General features: G+C 71.5%; 17 protein-coding genes. 10 read left to right on the top strand and 7 right to left on the bottom strand.

All coding sequences use genetic code 11. The features are described 5' to 3' along the window. Positions 1–7: 7 nt before the first annotated feature. From Q0599_RS08600 to Q0599_RS08610, 3 genes are read right to left on the bottom strand one after another with little or no spacing between them, the layout of a single operon-like run. A complete protein-coding gene (locus Q0599_RS08600; protein WP_298828356.1) occupies positions 8–1,210 on the bottom strand; it encodes an FAD binding domain-containing protein in 1,203 nt (400 codons plus the stop codon). A gap of 14 nt (positions 1,211–1,224) precedes the next feature. After that, a complete protein-coding gene (locus tag Q0599_RS08605; RefSeq protein ID WP_298828358.1) occupies positions 1,225–1,671 on the bottom strand; it encodes a VOC family protein in 447 nt (148 codons plus the stop codon). Between the two features lie 18 nt (positions 1,672–1,689). Continuing rightward, positions 1,690–2,370, bottom strand: a complete 681-nt coding sequence (locus Q0599_RS08610; protein WP_298828360.1) for a TetR/AcrR family transcriptional regulator — start codon at positions 2,368–2,370, stop codon at positions 1,690–1,692. Between the two features lie 89 nt (positions 2,371–2,459). Between Q0599_RS08610 and Q0599_RS08615 the strand changes: the two genes are divergently transcribed. Genes Q0599_RS08615 through Q0599_RS08625 form a run of 3 tightly spaced genes read left to right on the top strand, consistent with a single transcriptional unit; the run spans position 2,460 to position 6,273 of the window. Next, complete coding sequence (locus tag Q0599_RS08615) at positions 2,460–3,323, top strand: xanthine dehydrogenase family protein subunit M (protein WP_298828362.1); 864 nt, start codon at positions 2,460–2,462, stop codon at positions 3,321–3,323. Between the two features lie 11 nt (positions 3,324–3,334). Next, entirely contained in the window at positions 3,335–3,862 is a 528-nt protein-coding gene (locus tag Q0599_RS08620) for a (2Fe-2S)-binding protein (RefSeq protein WP_298828363.1), read from the top strand. Beyond that, the gene (locus Q0599_RS08625; RefSeq protein WP_298828364.1) at positions 3,859–6,273 is read left to right on the top strand and encodes a xanthine dehydrogenase family protein molybdopterin-binding subunit; all 2,415 of its coding nucleotides are present in this window, start codon (positions 3,859–3,861) and stop codon (positions 6,271–6,273) included. Before Q0599_RS08620 ends, Q0599_RS08625 begins: the two co-directional genes overlap by 4 nt. Before the next feature lie 29 nt (positions 6,274–6,302). Here Q0599_RS08625 and Q0599_RS08630 read toward each other — a convergent pair whose 3' ends face one another. Next, entirely contained in the window at positions 6,303–6,782 is a 480-nt protein-coding gene (locus Q0599_RS08630) for a VOC family protein (protein WP_298828367.1), read from the bottom strand. Between the two features lie 281 nt (positions 6,783–7,063). Here Q0599_RS08630 and Q0599_RS08635 point away from each other — a divergent pair, with 281 nt between their 5' ends. The 5 genes from Q0599_RS08635 to Q0599_RS08655 all read left to right on the top strand — a co-directional run bounded on the left by Q0599_RS08635 (position 7,064) and on the right by Q0599_RS08655 (position 12,801). Continuing rightward, on the top strand, positions 7,064–8,665 hold the full coding sequence (locus Q0599_RS08635; RefSeq protein ID WP_298828370.1) for a phosphoethanolamine transferase: 1,602 nt from the start codon (positions 7,064–7,066) through the stop codon (positions 8,663–8,665). A gap of 57 nt (positions 8,666–8,722) precedes the next feature. Next, entirely contained in the window at positions 8,723–9,709 is a 987-nt protein-coding gene (locus Q0599_RS08640) for an NADPH:quinone reductase (protein ID WP_298828372.1), read from the top strand. 9 nt (positions 9,710–9,718) lie between these two features. Then, positions 9,719–10,789 (top strand): 3-deoxy-7-phosphoheptulonate synthase, encoded by a 1,071-nt coding sequence (locus Q0599_RS08645; protein ID WP_298828375.1) that lies wholly within the window; start codon positions 9,719–9,721, stop codon positions 10,787–10,789. An 84-nt stretch (positions 10,790–10,873) separates the two neighbouring features. Next, complete coding sequence (locus Q0599_RS08650) at positions 10,874–11,707, top strand: DUF4062 domain-containing protein (protein ID WP_298828378.1); 834 nt, start codon at positions 10,874–10,876, stop codon at positions 11,705–11,707. Next, entirely contained in the window at positions 11,704–12,801 is a 1,098-nt protein-coding gene (locus tag Q0599_RS08655) for a tetratricopeptide repeat protein (protein ID WP_298828381.1), read from the top strand. The genes Q0599_RS08650 and Q0599_RS08655 overlap by 4 nt, the downstream gene beginning before the upstream one ends. Positions 12,802–12,852: 51 nt before the next feature. On the opposite strand, the gene Q0599_RS08660 is transcribed toward Q0599_RS08655, so the two are convergent. After that, positions 12,853–13,026 (bottom strand): hypothetical protein, encoded by a 174-nt coding sequence (locus tag Q0599_RS08660; protein WP_298828383.1) that lies wholly within the window; start codon positions 13,024–13,026, stop codon positions 12,853–12,855. Positions 13,027–13,135: 109 nt separating this feature from the next. Here Q0599_RS08660 and Q0599_RS08665 point away from each other — a divergent pair, with 109 nt between their 5' ends. Beyond that, positions 13,136–13,684 carry a hypothetical protein gene (locus Q0599_RS08665; RefSeq protein WP_298828385.1) on the top strand — a complete coding sequence of 183 codons (549 nt, stop codon included), beginning with the start codon at positions 13,136–13,138 and terminating at the stop codon, positions 13,682–13,684. Further along, complete coding sequence (locus tag Q0599_RS08670) at positions 13,662–14,360, top strand: hypothetical protein (RefSeq protein ID WP_298828388.1); 699 nt, start codon at positions 13,662–13,664, stop codon at positions 14,358–14,360. Before Q0599_RS08665 ends, Q0599_RS08670 begins: the two co-directional genes overlap by 23 nt. Positions 14,361–14,427: 67 nt before the next feature. On the opposite strand, the gene Q0599_RS08675 is transcribed toward Q0599_RS08670, so the two are convergent. Beyond that, positions 14,428–15,141, bottom strand: a complete 714-nt coding sequence (locus tag Q0599_RS08675; RefSeq protein ID WP_298828391.1) for a response regulator transcription factor — start codon at positions 15,139–15,141, stop codon at positions 14,428–14,430. Beyond that, entirely contained in the window at positions 15,138–16,631 is a 1,494-nt protein-coding gene (locus Q0599_RS08680; RefSeq protein ID WP_298828394.1) for a PAS domain-containing sensor histidine kinase, read from the bottom strand. The genes Q0599_RS08675 and Q0599_RS08680 overlap by 4 nt, the downstream gene beginning before the upstream one ends. Between the last annotated feature and the right edge of the window lie 294 nt (positions 16,632–16,925).

The following is a 16,925-nucleotide window of genomic DNA, read 5'->3' on the forward strand; positions in this document are numbered from 1 at the left end:
GGCCTGTTCAGGGTTCGGGTTCGAAGAGACCGGGGTCGATGGCGGTCTCGCGCATCACCTGCTCGGCATCGCGCGTCACCGCGGCGCCGCGCTGCTGCGCTTCCATGTAGGCGCCGAGCCGGCGCGCGCGCCGCACGACGGCGACGCATGCCGGCAGGCGTTGCTCGCCGTAGCGGCGCAGCGCCGCCGGCGTGGCGCCGAGCTCGGCGATGCAGCGCGCCAGCACCATCGCGTCGTCGCCGGCCTTGGCCACGCCCATGCCCACGTGCGGGCGCGCCACGAACGCGGCGTCGCCGAGCAGGGCCACGCGGCCGAAGGCGATCCGGTCCGAGACGAAGTCGTAGATCGGCTGCAGGAAGGGCATGGCCGTCTTCTCCACGACCTCGGCGAACTGCGGCGCCAGCTTGGCGCGTGCAGCCTCGCGCATCGCTGCCACGTGGCGCCACGACACCTGCTGCGGCGCGATGCCCTCGGGGTGCGGCACGCCGTCGGCATCGGTGAGCATGGCGGCGAGGTCGGCGCCCGGCGCCACCGGCCGGTACCAGACGAAGTTCCAGCGGCGCTGGCCCTTTGCGACGCTGTCGTCGGCACCGGCCACGGGGTAGCCGAGCATCTGCTCGCCTTCGGGCAGGCCGAAGCCGAAGCGTTCGAACAGCGTCTCGCGCGTCAGCCGCGACAGGCTCGCCTCGTCGCACACGCCGCGCCAGGCGATGTAGCCGGCATAGACCGGCTGCACCGCGGGCGCGAACTGGGCGCGGAGGGTGGAGCGGATGCCGTCGGCGGCCACCAGGAGGTCCCCGGCCAGCGTCTCGCCGCCGGCCAGGTGCACGCGCACGCCGGTCTCGTTCTGCTCCACGCCGGTGACGCTGGCGCCGAGGCGATGGTGCTGCGCCGGCAGCGCCGCGCGCAGCAGCGCATGGAGGCGCCCCCACGAGGTGAGCACCTGCGGGTAGTCCCAGCGGCATTGCGGCCGGCCCTGCGCATCGAGCACCACGCGCGATTCGACCGGCACGCCCAGCGTCTCGTCGACCACCGCGCCGCAGGCGCGCAGCGCTTCGCGCAGGCCGTCGTGCGTCACGATGCCGGCGCCGCGGCCTTCCAGCGAGCGCGGCGAGCGCTCCAGCACGGTGACGTCGTGCCCGTCGCGCAGCAGGCGGTTGGCGGCCATCAGGCCGCCGAGCGATCCGCCGCTGACGAGGATGCGGGCCATCGACGCCGATCCCTTCAGCCGTCCAGTGCGGCCTTCTCGGCGGCCGGAAAGTTGAGCTCCACGACGATGCCGTTCGGGTCGTCGACGAACACCTGGTGCAGCCCGAGCACCGGCACCGTGCGCTCGCGGCTCTCGATGCCGTGCGCCTTCAGCGTCGCGAGCGTCTGCGCGAGACCGGTCGCGAAGAAGGCGACATGGTCCACCGCACCGCTGCCGGCGAGGCTGTTCTCGTCGCGGTCGCCGAGGTACTTCTTCAGGCCCTCGGGGTCGCTGCGGTCGATGCCGATGATGTGCACCACGGCATTGGCCCAGTCGCCGGTGTCACCGGCGTAGAGCCACAGGCCGGGAAAGGGGAAGGGCGGGCGCGGACCCTTCGTCAGGCCCAGCACCCCGCAGTAGAAACGCTCGCACTCGTCCAGGTCCACGGTGCGGATCGAGAAGTGATTCAGCGAGAGGCCCATGCACGTCTCCGGTGGCGTTCAGCGTCGCGGCGCCGGCACGAACTCGTGCACCTGCGCGAGGTAGCCGCGGATGCGATCGCGGATGAAGGTGTCGATCAGCGCCGGGTCGCCCTCGCCGCTGAAGTGCTGCTGGTAGATCAGCGGCCAGATGCCGAGCTGGTAGATCAGTGCGCCATGCAGGCCCATCAGCGTGGCCTCCTCGCGCGGCGTGGGCTTCGCGCGAGACCGCGAGCCCGCATGGCGTCGCGCCTCGCGGATCAGGCGCGGGAACAGCTTCTCGCGCACCAGCGCGAAATAGCGCGTCGGGATCAGGCCGTCGGACAGGCCCGAGTGCACCAGCGTGCGCAGCCACTCCGGCGTGAGGATGGCCGGCAGGTACTCGCGGTAGAAGGCATGCAGCTTGTCCTCGACGGCGATGGACGGATCGTCGAGCAGCGTTTCCCACTTCGGATCCCAGCGGCCGGCGATGGTCTCCTCGTAGACGCGCTCGATCAGCGAGCGCTTGGTCGGGAAGTAGTGATAGAGCAGCGTGTGCGCGATGCCGAGCTCGGCGGCGAGTTCGCGCATCTGCGCGTCGAGCCCGCGGCGCGCGAAGAACTCGGTGGCGCCCTCGACGATCTGCCGCTCGCGCTCGCGCGCCTCGAGGCGGCGGCGCACGGGGGCGGCGTCGGGCTTGCGGGTTTCTTCGGTATTGACCATCTGCTCAACTCGTCCGAAATTGTTGAGCGGCTGGTCAACAGACCCCAATCCCCACAAACCCTAGCGCAGCCTTGCGCGAGCCCGATGCCATGAAATCGCCGGCCTTCGACTACATCCGCGCCGATTCGCCGCAGCATGCCTTCGAGCTGCTGGCGACGCACGGCGACGACGCGCGCGTGATCGCCGGCGGGCAGACGCTGCTGGCCACGCTGAACATGCGGCTCTCGCAGCCCGCGCTGCTGGTGGACATCGGCGGTTTCACCGCCTGGCGCGGCATCGTGGTGCAGGGCCAGGTGCTGCGCATCGGCGCGCTGACGCGCCACAGCGAGGTGGAGGCGTCTGCGCTGGTGGCCCGGCACGCGCCGCTGCTGGCGCAGGCAGCGCCGCACATCGCGCACCGCGCGATCCGCAATCTCGGCACCTTCGGCGGCGCGCTCGCCTATGCCGACCCGGCCGCCGAGTGGCCGGCCTGCGTGCTGGCGCTCGACGCCACGCTGGTCATCGCCGGCGCGAAGGGCGAGCGGCGCGTCGCGGCGGCGGACTGGTTCCAGGGCCTGTACACCACGGCGCTGCAGCCGGGCGAGTTGCTGATGGCCTGCGAGATCCCGCTCCTCGCCGCAGGCGAGCGGCAGGTGTTCGGCGAACTGGCGCGCCGCCAGGGCGACTATGCGGTGGCCGGGCTGGCGGCGCGCGCACAGGTCGGCGGCAACACGCTGCGCGACGTGCGGCTCGTCTTCCTCAGCCTGGCCGACCGGCCGATCCGTGCCCGTGCCGCCGAGGCCGCGCTGCAGGGCGGGCCCATCGACGACGCGCGTCTCGCGCAGGCCGACGCGGCGCTGCGCGGCGAGCTCGACCCCTACGCCGACCTCACGCACTCGGCCGCCGCGAAGAAGCAGCTCGCCGCGACGCTGATGCGCCGCGCGGTGGCGAGCCTGATCGCCCCGAACGCCTGACCGGAGCCGCCATGAAGACGCCTACCGACACCCCGACCCGGCGCGTTCGCGTCGAGGTCAACGGCACGACGCTGACCCGCGAGGTCGAGTGCCGCAAGCACCTCGTGGACTTCTTGCGCGAGGACTGCGGCCTGAAGGGCTCGCACCTCGGCTGCGAGCACGGCGTGTGCGGCGCCTGCACCGTCAGGCTCGACGGCCAGATCGTGCGTGGCTGCCTGGTACTGGCCGCGCAGGCCGACGGCCACCGCGTCGAGACGGTCGAAACCCCGAACCCGTCGAAGCGGCTGAAGGCGCTGCAGGACGCCTTCGTCGAGCACAACGCGCTGCAGTGCGGCTACTGCACGCCGGGCATGCTGATGGCGGCGCTGGATCTGGTCGAGCAGCAGCCCGAGGCCGACCGCACCCGGGTGCGCGAGTGGATGAGCGGCAACTACTGCCGCTGCACCGGCTATCACGCCATCGTCGATGCGGTCTGCGCGGTGCTCGACCAGCAGCGTGCCGGGCGTTTCGCCGACGAGCCGGTGGAGGCGCGCGCATGAACAATCCGATCGAAGTGCCGAGCCGGCGCGATCTCGGCACCGACCTGCCCGCCGTCACCGAGGACCAGCGCCACATCGGCGTGGCCATCCCGCGCGAAGGCGTGCGCCGGCTGACGCAGGGCCGCGGCCAGTTCGTCGACGACATCGAACTGCCGCGCCTGGCGCACGTGGTGTTCTGGCGCTCGCCGGTGGCGCACATGCGCATCACGCGCATCGAGCGCAGCGCCGCTCAGGCGATGCCCGGCGTGATCGCCGTCGTGGTGGGCAGCGAGATCGCCGCCCTCTGCAAGCCCTGGGTCGCCACGCTGGCGCACCTGGCCGGCATCAAGAGCGCACCGCAGTACCCGATGGCCATCGAGCGCGCCACCTGGCACGGCGAACCGGTGGTGGCGGTGGTGGCCGAGACGCGCGCCATCGCGGAGGACGCGCTGATGCTGCTCGAGGTCGAGTGGGAGGCGCTGCCCGCGGTGCTCGACACCGAGACTGCGCTGGATGCGGGCACGCCGCTGATCCACCCCGAGCTCGGCGACAACCTGTGCTTCGCGCGCTCGCTGGACACCGGCGGCGTCGACGAGGCCTTCGCGCGGCCCGACGCGGTGGCGTTCGAGGAGACCTACGTCTTTGGCCGCCACACCGGCGTGACGCTGGAGCCGCGCAGCCAGATCGCCGACTGGAACCCGGGCGAGCAGAAGCTCACCGTCTACCACTCCTTCCAGGCCCCGCACATGATGCAGGACCTGTATTGCCGCCAGTTCGAGCTGCAGGAGTCGCAGGTGCGGGTGATCTGCCGCGACGTCGGCGGCTCCTTCGGCATCAAGGTGCACGCCTACCCCGACGATTTCGCCACCGTGGCGCTGGCCATGCTGCTGCAGCGTCCGGTGAAGTTCGTCGCCGACCGGCTGGAGAGCTTCGTCTCCGACATCCACGCGCGGGAGCATCGCATCAAGGCGCGCATCGCCGCCACGAAGGCCGGCGAGATCCTCGCCTTCGAGATCGACGACCTCACCGGCATCGGCCCGTTCTCGATGTTCCCGCGCACCAGCGGCATCGAGGGCAACCAGGTCGTCAACCTGACCGGCGGGCCTTACAGGCACAAGGCCTACCGCGCCCAGCTGAAGGTGGTGTTCCAGAACAAGGTGCCCACCTGCCAGTACCGCGGCGTGGGCCACCCGATCGCCTGCGCGATCACCGAGGCGCTGGTCGACGGCGTCGCGGCCAAGATCGGCATGGACCCGATCGCGTTCCGGGAGATGAACGTGATCCCCGACGACGCCTACCCAGCCACCGGCGCCTCGGGCATCAAGCTGGAGATCCTCTCGCACGAGGCCTGCCTGCGCGAGGCCAGGCGGCTGTGCAACTACGACGCACTGCGTGCCGAGCAGGCCGAACTGCGCAAGCAGGGCATCCATCGCGGCATCGGCGTGGCCGCCCTGATCGAGCTGACCAATCCGAGCGCCGCCTTCTACGGCGTGGGCGGCGCGCGCATCGCCAGCCAGGACGGCGCGACGCTGCGCCTCGAGCCGACCGGCGTGCTCACCGTGAGCAGCAGCGTCGGCGAGCAGGGCCAGGGCGCCGAAGCGGTGTTCGCGCAGATCGCTGCCGACGCGGTGGGCGTGAACATCGACCGCGTGCGTGTGGTCACCGGCGACACCGACACCACGCCCTACGGCGGCGGCACCTGGGCCTCGCGCGGTGCCGGCATCGGCGGCGAGGCAGTGCTGCAGGCCGGGCGTGTGCTGCGCGAGAACATCCTCGCGGTGGCCGAGGCGATCCTCAAGCGCGATCGCCAGGAACTGAGGGTGCATCGCGGCGCGGTGATCGACGCGCGCAGCAACGAGCGCCTGCTCGATCTGGCCGAACTCGGCCGCATCGCTTACTTCCGCAGCGACACGCTGCCCAAGGAGTTCACGCCCGAATTGATGGTCACGCGCCACTACGCGCAGCGCGACTTCCCGTTCATCTTCACCAACGGCGTGCAGGTCAGCCATGTGGAGGTCGATGTCGACACCGGTTTCGTCAGGCTGCTCAAGCACTGGGCGGTGGAGGACTGCGGGCGTGTCATCAACCCGATGCTGGTCGACGAGCAGATGCGCGGCGCGATCGTGCAGGGCATCGGCGGCGCGCTGTTCGAGGAGTGCCTCTACAGCGAAGACGGCACGCTGCGCAACGGCAACATGGCCGACTACCTCGTGCCGATGGCCGGCGAGATGCCCGACATCGTCGTCTCGCACGTGCAGTCGCCCACGCGCAGCTCGCAGCTCGGCGCCAAGGGCGCCGGCGAAGCCGGCACCGCCGGTGCACCGGGCGCCGTGATGAATGCGATCAACGACGCGCTCGCGCCCTTCGGCGCGAGGGTGTCGTCGCAGCCGATCACGCCGGAGAAGATCCTGCGCGCGCTCGGCAAGGTCTGACGCGTGCCGGCCCAGTGCCGCACGTGTCGTCAGCTGCCGCAGCCTTCGCGCGGCGGCAGCGCCGCGAGATTGGCCTGGATCTGCTCGGGGGTCAGATCCTCCAGGTGGGTGGCGATCGACCAGCGGTGGCCGAACGGATCCTCGATCTGGCCGTAGCGGTCGCCCCAGAACATGTTCGCCAGCGGCATGGTGACCTTGGCGCCGGCGGCCACGGCACGCGCGACGGTCGCATCGGCGTCGCTCACGTAGAGGTGGAGGGTCACCGGCGAGCCTTTCAGCGCGCGCGGACCGAGCGCACCCATCTCCGGAAACTCGTCGACCAGCATCAGCGGCGAGCCGCCGATGCGCAGCATCGCGTGCATCAGCTTGCCGCCGGGTCCGGGCAGGCGCATCGCCTCCACGGCGCCGAACGCCTGGACGTAGAACTCGATCGCCGCGGCGGCGTCGTCGCAGACGAGGTGCGGTGTCAGCGCGGGCATCTCGTCGGGAATGGGCTTGGCCTGGGCCATGATGCTTTCTCCTGCTCTGAAGGGGTGGGGGTCGGGGCGCGGCGCAGGGCCGATGAACAGCCACGGAGAGAGCTTGATCACGTCGATGTTTCCTGCGCGTCGTGTCGTGGCGACGCACAGCGACCGCCGACATCGACAAGTTGGCACCGCCCCCAGGGGAAAACACGTAGGTCCGCTCAGTCGCGTCGGCAGCGCTGGCAGAATCCGCCCGCGCCACCGCGAGCTGCATGAATTCGACCGACGACGCCCCCCCGCCCACGGCCCCCCCCAGGATCTGCCGCGTGGCACCCGTCGCGCTGGCCCTGGTCGTCGTGGGGTTCATCGCGGTCGGTCACGACAGCCGCCGCGCACTGCAGATGGCTGCGCTGGCATTGCCGCTGCTGCTGTGGATGCTGTGGCCGCTGCGATCGTCGGCGTTGCACCGGCTGCGTGCCGTGGCAGTGTGGTCGGTGGCGATGCTGTTCGTGCTGGATGGCGCGGTGCGCCACTATCTGATGGCCAGCTACCGGGCGTCACCGGACAGCGCGATGGTGCTCGGCGCGGCGGCGAACACCCAGGCGCGCGAGGGCTTCGAATATCTGCAGGCTTACTGGCCGGCGATGCTGGCGCGGGCACTGCCGGTCGCCGTGGCAGCCTGCCTCATGGCCTGGGCCGTGGGGCGGGGGGCGCGCGCGAGCGTCGACGCGCCAGCGTGGCGCCCGCAGCGCCGCCGCTTGGCGGCAGCCGTCGCCGCGCTGCTGCTCGTCTCGGGCCTGGCGCACGCGAGCAAGCCGTGGCGACGCATGCACCCTGCGCTGTTCTGGACGCAGTGGCTGGAGTCGACGCAGCAACTGCGCGCCGGCTGGTCGCAGCAGCGGGAACTGAAGTCGCGTGCATTGGCGGACGCCCGTACGCTGGCGCCGTCGCTGGCCGACCCCGGGCCGGCGACGGTGATGCTGGTGATCGGTGAGAGCGTCAACCGCGACAATCTCTCGCTGTGCGGTTATGCGCGTGGCACCTCGCCGCGCCTGCTCGCCGACAAGGCGCAACTCGGCGACGCGTTGACGGTGCTGTGCCGCGCCTGGTCGGTGGACGCGAGCACCCTGCCCGCGCTGGACAACCTGTTCCGCTTCGGCCGGACCGGGGGCGGCGAGCCGCCGCACCTGATCGCCCTGGCGCGCGCCGCCGGCTACCGGGTCTGGTGGATCGGCAACCAGGACGACCTGGCCGTCACGCAGCAGCATGCGCAGCTGGCCGACGAGGTGCAGATGGTCAACCGTCGGCCGGGCCGGGCCAGCGATTCGCTCGATGGCGACCTGCTCGACGACGTGCAGCGTGCCCTGCACGACCCCGCGCCGCGCAAGCTGCTGGTGGTGCACCTGATGGGCGCGCATCCGCATTACCGCTTGCGCTATCCCGCCGGGGCCAACCCCTTCGTGGACCGCGAGGACGAGGTCGATGTCGCGATGCGGCGGGCCGGCCGTTCGTCCTGGACGCGCGAGGCCCGGCAGGACTACGACGCGGCGCTGCTCTACCACGACGGCGTGCTGTCGGAACTGCTCGGTCAGCTGCGCGGCAGCCTCGGCGCTGCGGGCCGCGGCGCCTGGATGTACCTGTCGGACCACGGCCAGGAGGTCGGCCACGAGATCGATCACGCCGGTCACAGCGCCGCCACGCAGGCGGGCTACCGCATCCCGGCGCTGATCTGGCGCAGCGATGCAGCGTCGCGCACCGACGCCGACATCGCCGGCCGGCCGTTCCGCGCCGACTGGGCGGGCTGGACCGTGGCCGAGCTGCTGGGCCTGCGCTGGCACGGCCAGGAGGCGACGCGCAGCGTGCTGCACCCCGACTACCGCTGGCAGGCGCCGCGGCTGGATGTGTCGCTCAGCTCCTTCAGTCACTGAGCCCGCCAGGCGGCCCCAGGCCGCAGAATCGCAGCTTCGTCATCTGCCGGACACGCCATGCAAGCTGCCTACTACGAACGCACCGGTCCCGCCGCCGAGGTGCTGACGCTCGGCGACCTGCCCGATCCGAAGCCCGGTCCGGGCGAGGTGCGCGTGCGCCTGCGCTGGTCGGGGGTGAACCCGTCGGACGTGAAGTCGCGCGCCGGGCTGCGCAGCAAGCAGCTGGCCTTCCCGCGCATCGTGCCGCACAGCGACGGCATGGGCGTGATCGATGCGGTGGGCGAGGGCGTGAGCCTCGCGCGCGTCGGCGAGCGCGTGTGGGTGTGGAACGCCGCCTGGGGCCGGCCCGGCGGCACCGCGGCGCAGTTCGTCGTGCTGCCCTCGCGCCAGGCGGTGGTGCTTCCGGATCTCACACCCGATGAGGCCGGCGCCTGCCTGGGCATCCCGGCGTTGACGGCGTTGCACGCGGTACTCACCGGCGGCGGCGTCGAGGGCCGGACGGTGCTGGTGGCCGGTGGTGCCGGCGCCGTGGGCCACTACGCCGTGCAGTTCGCCAAGCGGCTCGGCGCGCGCCGCGTGATCGCGACGGTGAGCAGCGACGAGAAGGCGGCCATCGCCCGCGAGGCCGGCGCCGACCTCGCCATCGACTACCGTCGCGAGAACGTCGCCGAGCGCGTGCGCGAGGCGACGGACGGGCACGGCGCGGAGCGGGTGATCGAGGTCGACATCGCGGCGAACCGACTGCTCGACCTCGACCTGATCGCCAGCGGTGGCGACTGCGTGGTCTACGGCAGCGGGCAAGGCGAGTTCGCACTGCCGTTCTTCCCGCTCATCGTGAAGAACGTGACGCTGCGCTTCTTCATCGTCTACAACCTTGCCGACGCCGACCGCGAGCGCGCCGAAGCCGTGCTCGCCGACCTGCTGCAACGCGGCGTGCTGCAGCACCGCATCGCGCAGCGCCTGCCGCTCGCGCAGATCGTGCAGGCGCACGAGCTGGTCGAGAGCGGGCACGCGATCGGCAACGTGGTCGTCGAACTGCCCTGAAGACTGGCCATGAAGACGCTGGACACCACCCGCATCGACGACGTGCGCATCGGCGCCGTGCGTCCGCTCATCAACCCGGCGCTGCTGCAGGAGCGCGTGCCGCTGCAGGACGATACGCTCTCGCTGGTCGAACGCAGCCGCGCCTCCATCGCCGACGTGCTGCATGGCCGCGACGACCGGCTGATCGTGGTCGTCGGCCCGTGCTCGATCCACGACCACGACCAGGCGCTCGAGTATGGCCAGCGGCTGCAGTCGGTCGCCGAGGAACTGCAGGGCGAGCTGCTGATCGTGATGCGCGCCTACTTCGAGAAGCCGCGCACCACCGTCGGCTGGAAGGGCTACATCAACGATCCGCACCTCGACGGCAGCTTCGCCATCAACGAAGGCCTGGAGCGCGCGCGCCGGCTGCTGCTCGACCTCACCACCATCGGCCTGCCGCTGGGCACCGAGTTCCTCGACCTGCTCAGCCCGCAGTACATCTCCGACCTGGTGGCCTGGGGCGCCATCGGTGCGCGCACGACGGAGAGCCAGAGCCACCGCCAGCTCGCCTCGGGGCTGTCGTGCCCGGTCGGCTTCAAGAACGGCACCGACGGCAGCCTGAAGGTGGCGGCTGATGCCATCCTCGCCGCGCGCGCGCCGCACGCCTTCATGGGCATGACGAAGATGGGCGTGGCGGCGATCTTCGAGACGCGCGGCAACCATGACTGCCATGTCATCCTGCGCGGCGGCAAGGCGCCGAACTACGATGCCGCCCACGTCGCCGCCGCCTGCGACACGCTGCGTGCCGCCGGCCTGCGCGAGCAGGTGATGATCGACGTCTCGCACGCCAACAGCAGCAAGCAGCACCGCCGGCAGATCGAGGTGGCGCACGACGTCGCCGCGCAGATCGCCGCCGGCGACCGTCGCATCACCGGCGTGATGATCGAGAGCCACCTCGAGGAAGGCCGGCAGGACCTGGTGCCGGGCGTGCCGCTGAGGCCCGGTGTGTCGATCACCGACGCCTGCATCTCCTTCGCGCAGACCGTGCCGGTGCTGCAGGGGCTGGCGCAGTCGGTGAGCACGCGGCGACGCGCGGGCTGAAGCGGAACCCGGCGGCAGGATCTGCGATCCCGGCGCGCCTTGTGCATGCCGGGGTCGCGTGCTACGGTGCAGCGCGAGCCGCCCATGAGCAAGATCTACCTGTCGTCCACCTTCGAGGACCTGAAGGCCTACCGTGACGCGGTGTACCGCGTGCTGCGGCAGCTGCGCCACGACGTCGTCTCGATGGAAGACTACGTCGCCTCGCCGCAGCGTCCGCTGGACAAGTGCCTCGCCGACGTCGCCGCCTGCCAGGCCTACGTGGGCCTGTTCGCCTGGCGCCGCGGCTTCATCCCGCCGGGCCAGGCGCTGTCGATCACCGAGCTCGAGCTGCGCGAGGCCGAGCGCCACGATCTGCCGCGCCTGGTCTTCCTGCTCGCCGACGAGGCCCCCTGGCCGGCCGAGCTGAAGGATGCCGATCTCGGCGCGATCCGCGCCCTGCGCGAGGCCTTGCGCACGCGCTACACGGTGCAGTTCTTCCACAACCCCGACGAGCTGGCGCGGCAGGTCGCCACCTCGGTGGCGAACCTGTGGCAGGGCGAGGCGGGCGAGGCGGCCGAGCCGACGGCCGAGGACATCGGCCTGTACCGCAACTGCGTCGGCCGCTTCGCTTCCGAGCTGGAGCGCGACATCCGCTTCTACGCGCTGGCCACGGCCGTGCTGATCGGCGCCGCCGCGGTGGCGCTCGGCGTGGCGCTGGCGGCGATGCAGGACACCCCGCAGCTGCTGCTCGGCGCGGGCGCACTGGTGTTCGCATCGACCAGCCCCTTCCCGGTCGTGACGATGCGCGCCACGCGCAAGAAGAAGGCCCTGCTCGACGGCTACGTCGACGAACTGCGCAAGGACAGGCCACCGCGCGCGGCGGTGCAGGCGGTGCGCCGCTTCGTCGAGAGCCAACTCGTGCAGGTGGGGGCCGCATGAGTGCGCCGGCTCGTCCAACGAGCGCCGTGCGCGATCCCACGGTCGACGAGATCACCGCGCGGCTGCGCGAGGAGGACGCGCGGCTGCGCCGCCGCACGCTCTGGCTGACGTTGCTGCCGGTGCTCGTGGGGCTGGCGGTGCTCGGCACGGCCTGGTGGGGCGTGCGCGAAGCCGGCCGCGAGAAGGCAGCGCTCGACCTCCGCATCCAGGAGCAGCAGGGCGCGATCGACGACCTGAAGGCCCAGCGCACTGCGCTGGACCGCGACATCGCCACGCGCAAGGACATGCTCGAGCACTACGCCGCCAGGCTGCCGCTGCGCGAGCGCGAGGAGGTGGCGCAGTTGCAGCAGGGCCTGGAGCAGGCGCAGAAGGGCGACGCCGAGAGTGCGCTCCGTGCCTACGACAGCGCCATTGCGAGCGACGAGCGCAACCCCTTGCCCTACCGGATGCGTGGCAACGTGCTCTACGCGCAGGGGGCGTACGAGCTGGCGGGCGACAGCCTGCGCCGTGCACTCGAGCGCGATCCCCGCGATGCGCAGGCGCGCTACACGCTGGGGCTGTCGCTGTGGGCGCTGGAGCGCCGCGACGAGGCCGTCGCCGAGATCCAGCGCGCCTTCGAGAACCCCGAGGTGAAGGCGCGTGCGCTGCAGGACCCGGCGTTCCAGCCCATCCGCGGCACGCTCGATGCGCGCGCCGGCCAGGAAAGCGGCCGCAGCGTCGAGGAGAAGCAGTCCATCGACGCGGGCCTGCAGGCGGCGCGGCGCGGCGATTTCGCCGCCGCCATCGCGGCCTACGACCGGGCGCTGTCCTTCAACCCGGACAACCCGCGCATCCTCAACTGGAAGGGCTACGCGCTGTTCCGATCGCAGGCCTACGCCGAGGCGATCGCCAGCTTCGAGCGCGCGGCCAAGCTCGCGCCCGAGGTCGCCGAGATCCACTACAACATGGCACTGGCGCTGTGGAAGAGCGGTCGCCGCGACGATGCGTTGAAGGCGCTGCAGCGTGCCTACGATGCCGACCCTTCCTTCCGCGCGGTCGCCGCGCGCGACCCGCAGTCGCGCGAATTGCGCGCTGCCGCAAGGCCCGCTTCCTGACGCCGACCGTGTCTTGAGTGGCCGGAGGCACCGGCGCCTTGCGCTGCGCCGTCAGCCGGTTCGTGACGCGCTGCCGCTGGCGGCGGATTTGGGCCTCGGGTCGTTGAGTTCACTCAATCCGTGCCGTGACGGCGGCGCCAGCATTGTTCGCAGGATGACCCTTGCATCAGAGGGGAGCATGTCGACGAGCATGTCGGGATCGAGCTCGCCGCGGGCCGTGTTCATGGCTCGGGTCGGGCTCGCGGGAGAGTTGGCGATTCCCGCGGGGGCGACCACGCTGGCCCTCGTCGCGCATCCGACGGCTGCCGGCCGGGGCCACCCCGGCCACCGCTTCATGGGCGACGTGCTGCACGCCAACGGCGTGGCCACGCTGTCGATCGGTCTGCGCACCGCCGAGGAAGAAGCGCGCCGCGCCCCGCCAGCCGGCGCAGCGGAGCTCGTGCAGCGGCTGCGACTCGTGCTGGAGTGGCTGGCCGTCGACGCGGCGACGCGGTGCCTGCCCGTGGCATTGATCGGGGTCCACGAAGCAGCTGCGCTCTGTGCGCTGGCAGCACGCCAGCCCGGCTTCGAGCCGATCCGGTCGGTGGTGCTGCTCGATGGCTGGGTCGACCTGCGCGACGCCGAGGTCGCCGCCTGGTGCCAGCCCACGCTGTGCATCGCCGGTCGCCACGGCATCGCGCGGTCGGGCCAGCCGCTGGCGGGCGCGCGCTCGCTCCCGCCGCCGCACCGGCTCGTCAAGCTGCCCATGCAGACGCAGCCACGCGTCTGCTCCGGGGCCTTCCAGGCCATGGCCTGCGAGGTCACGTCGTGGCTCCGGCTGCGAATGCCATCACCCCGTGAACCGGCGGCGCCAGCGGTCGATGAGCTTGCGTCGGCTCAATGACGCAGCGGGGGCGGAGAACATCATCGTCACGGACAAGGGGACGGTGGTGGTCAGACAGGTCAGCGGCGAAACCATCCGCATGGGGCTGCCCGAGTGGACGGCGGACTATGAAGGCGTGGCGCGCCCGCTGGGGGTGGTCGCGTTGCCGCAGGCCGACGCCATGCAGGGCGCGGCGGCCGGCACACGCCAGCTGTCCGAGGTGCTGCACGGCTGCGGCTTCGCCACCCTGGTCTTCGACATGCAGCTGCCCGGCGACGGCAACGACCTGGACCGCCTCTCGCGACGCATCGTCGACGTGCTGGGCTGGCTGCGCGAGCGCCATGCCGGCATGGAGGTGGGTGTGTTCGGCACGCGGCTGGTGGCCAGCGCGGCACTGCAGGCGGTCGCGCAGCGGCCCGGCATCGCGACGGCTCTGGTCATGCGCAGCGCCTCGCCGGCGCTGGTCAGTGCGAACCTGGCAGACGTGCAGGCTGCCACGCTGCTGATCGTCGGTGACGATGACGCCCAGTTGCTGCAGTCCAGCCGCGCGGCACTGCGCGTGCTCACCTGCACGAAGCGGCTCGAGGTGGTGCCCGGCGCGGGTCAGTCGACCGACGAACGCGGCGTGCGCGAGACCGTGGCGCATCTGGCCGGCGCCTGGTTCAAGCGGCATCTGACCGCTGGCCGGCTGCAATGACAGGCGCCGGGGGTGCCCCCCTTGAACGACCGGCGCATCGACCGCGAGGCCGTGCCGGGCCGTGTGCTCACGTGGACGATGTCGCAGCCACCGACGCCGGCGGCCCGGACTCCTCGTCCGTCGGGCTCGCGCTGGCGAGGCCGTGCTCCAGGCCGTAGCGCACCAGGTCGGCCAGCGTGTGCAGGTCCAGCTTCTCCTGGATGCGGCTCTTGTGCGTGCTGATGGTCTTCACCGACAGGTGCAGCGCGTTGGCGATGTCGGTCGGGCGCTGACCGGCAACGAGCCGGCGCAGCACCTCGAGCTCGCGGTCCGACAGCTGCGAATGGCGCGGCACGCCCGTGCCGCCGTGCAGATGCAGCACGACGCGCTCGGCCAACTCGGGCGTCACGTAGGCACCGCCGCCCATCACCTTGCGCGCCGCCCGGATCAATTCGCCGGACGCGCCATCCTTGGTGATGTAGCCGTTCGCGCCGGCCTTGAAGGCGCGCATCGCGTACTGTTCCTCGGCATGCATGCTCAGCACCAGCATCGCCACGCGGCCGAACTCGTCGCGGATGCGGCGGATCAGCTCCAGCCCGCTCATGCCCGGCATCGAAAGGTCGACGATCACCAGATCGGCATGCTCGCGTCGCAGCCACTCGAGGGCCTGGAAGCCGCTGCTGGCCTCGTCCACGGACCATCCCTCGCCGGCCCCGGTGAGAATGCGTGCCAGACCTTCGCGCACCACTGCGTGATCGTCGACGATCAGGATGCGCCGGGTGGACTGCGCCGCTGTCTTCATATGCCGTCTCCTGCCGTCAAGAAAGCACCCGGTCGCGGCCGCGGGCCCAGCGGCAACCGCACCGTCAGGCGCGCGCCGCTGCCCGGCGCATTGGTGTACTCCAGCCGACCGCCCAGCATGGTGGCGCGCTCGCGCATGCCCAGCAGGCCGAACGAGCCTTCGCGCTGCATCGCGCCTTGCGGGTAGCCGATGCCGTTGTCCTCGACGACGAGCTCGAGTTCGCCGTCGTGCTGCCTCAGCGTCACCGTCGCGTCGGTGGCGCGGGCGTGGCGGGCCACGTTGGTCAGGGCTTCCTGCACCATGCGGAACACGGCAGTGGCCACGCGGTCCTCGACCGGCGCGTCGTTCTCGCTCAGGCGCACCGCCACCTCGATGCCCATGCGGCGAGAAGCCTCGCGCGCCAGCCATTCGATCGCCGCGTTCAGGCCCAGGTCGTCGAGCATCATCGGCCGCAGGTCGGACGAGATGCGCCGCACCGAGGCCAGCGTGTCGTCGAGCATCGTCATCAGGCCCTCCACGCGCTCCTTTCGAGCCGCCACCGTGCCCACGCCGGGCAGCGCCGAGAGTTCCATCTTCAAGGCGGTGAGGCGCTGGCCGAGCTCGTCGTGCAGCTCTCGGGCGATGCGGCGGCGTTCCTCCTCTCGCGCTTCGACCACGCTGGTGGAAAGCCGGCGCAACGTGGTGCGCGATTGCTCCAGCTCGGCCAGCTCGAGGCGGCGCTGCGTCACGTCGGCCACCACCATCTGAACCGTCGTCCTGCCGTGGTCGGGCAGTCCGGCCAGCGCAATCTCGACCTCGCGCCGCGTGCCGTCGGCGCGGGCCACGGTGCTGAGCACGACCTCGACGTCGCGCGCCCCGGCCAGCGCGCGCTCCAGCTGTTCGTGCATGGCACCGTGCGAATCCGGCTCCAGCAGTTCGTGCAGGGCGTGGCCGACGACGGGGCGCCCGAACAGACGCGCGGCGGCCTGATTGGCGAACACGATGCGGTCTTTCTCGGCGATCCAGATCGCCACCGGCGCCAGCTCGAACACCGAACGGAGGCGTCGCTTGAATCGATCGAAATCCTCGCGCAACTGGCGCTCCTCGCTCAGGTCGAGCACGAGGGCGGCGAAGTACCGGCGCAGGCTGCGGCCATCGGCCATGTCGACGCGCGACAGCGTGATCTCCACCGGGAACTCGCTGCCGTCCAGGCGCGTCGCGGTGACATGACGGTGCCGCGCCATGCGCTGCTGGAGCAACTCCGACGCTGCAAACTCGCGCACGTGCGCGCCATGCGCGAAGCGGTGCTGCGCCGGGATGAAGACATCGATCGACCGTCCGAGCACCTGCGACAGCGTGCAGTGGAACATGCGCTCGGCGGCCGGGTTCAGCGCGACGATCCGCTGCCCTTCGTCGACCATCACGATGGCCTCCTGGGCGGCCTGCAGGATGCCGCCGATCGGGCGGTCGAACAGATCGAACGGAGTCCCCTCTTGCGGAATCGCGCTCATCGGACGGCCTGCCTGTGTGGAGTCATCGGGTCATTCAAGGCACCGTGGCGCACGTTCACTCCCCCCGTGCGCCGCGGCGACATGCGATCGTAGGCGCCTGCTGCCCGCAGCGGGGTCGGCCGCTTCGCTGCGCTTGATGCAGCGCAAATCACCTGCGGGTACCCGCCTGGGTAACCGGTCGATTGTGCAGCCGGAGCGTTCCCGAAGCTCAGGGGCGCGCCGGCGGAACCGGTCCTCGCGGCTCCTGACTCGGGCCGGCGCGGGTTTTTCAGACGCGGGCACCTCCCGCCCCGA

This window comes from uncultured Piscinibacter sp. (genome assembly GCF_937952055.1).
In the GTDB taxonomy this organism is placed as follows: domain Bacteria; phylum Pseudomonadota; class Gammaproteobacteria; order Burkholderiales; family Burkholderiaceae_C; genus Piscinibacter.

Bases quoted from the DNA above. Each gene is read 5' to 3' on its own strand.
- Q0599_RS08610 (WP_298828360.1), bottom strand. From the start codon at position 2,370: ATGGTCAATACCGAAGAAACCCGCAAGCCCGACGCCGCCCCCGTGCGC.
- Q0599_RS08680 (WP_298828394.1), bottom strand. From the start codon at position 16,631: ATGAGCGCGATTCCGCAAGAGGGGACTCCGTTCGATCTGTTCGACCGC.
- Q0599_RS08660 (WP_298828383.1), bottom strand. From the start codon at position 13,026: ATGAACACGGCCCGCGGCGAGCTCGATCCCGACATGCTCGTCGACATG.
- Q0599_RS08645 (WP_298828375.1), top strand. From the start codon at position 9,719: ATGAAGACGCTGGACACCACCCGCATCGACGACGTGCGCATCGGCGCC.
- Q0599_RS08605 (WP_298828358.1), bottom strand. From the start codon at position 1,671: ATGGGCCTCTCGCTGAATCACTTCTCGATCCGCACCGTGGACCTGGAC.
- Q0599_RS08600 (WP_298828356.1), bottom strand. From the start codon at position 1,210: ATGGCCCGCATCCTCGTCAGCGGCGGATCGCTCGGCGGCCTGATGGCC.
- Q0599_RS08630 (WP_298828367.1), bottom strand. From the start codon at position 6,782: ATGGCCCAGGCCAAGCCCATTCCCGACGAGATGCCCGCGCTGACACCG.
- Q0599_RS08670 (WP_298828388.1), top strand. From the start codon at position 13,662: ATGAGCTTGCGTCGGCTCAATGACGCAGCGGGGGCGGAGAACATCATC.
- Q0599_RS08625 (WP_298828364.1), top strand. From the start codon at position 3,859: ATGAACAATCCGATCGAAGTGCCGAGCCGGCGCGATCTCGGCACCGAC.
- Q0599_RS08655 (WP_298828381.1), top strand. From the start codon at position 11,704: ATGAGTGCGCCGGCTCGTCCAACGAGCGCCGTGCGCGATCCCACGGTC.
- Q0599_RS08620 (WP_298828363.1), top strand. From the start codon at position 3,335: ATGAAGACGCCTACCGACACCCCGACCCGGCGCGTTCGCGTCGAGGTC.
- Q0599_RS08640 (WP_298828372.1), top strand. From the start codon at position 8,723: ATGCAAGCTGCCTACTACGAACGCACCGGTCCCGCCGCCGAGGTGCTG.
- Q0599_RS08675 (WP_298828391.1), bottom strand. From the start codon at position 15,141: ATGAAGACAGCGGCGCAGTCCACCCGGCGCATCCTGATCGTCGACGAT.
- Q0599_RS08650 (WP_298828378.1), top strand. From the start codon at position 10,874: ATGAGCAAGATCTACCTGTCGTCCACCTTCGAGGACCTGAAGGCCTAC.
- Q0599_RS08615 (WP_298828362.1), top strand. From the start codon at position 2,460: ATGAAATCGCCGGCCTTCGACTACATCCGCGCCGATTCGCCGCAGCAT.
- Q0599_RS08665 (WP_298828385.1), top strand. From the start codon at position 13,136: ATGGGCGACGTGCTGCACGCCAACGGCGTGGCCACGCTGTCGATCGGT.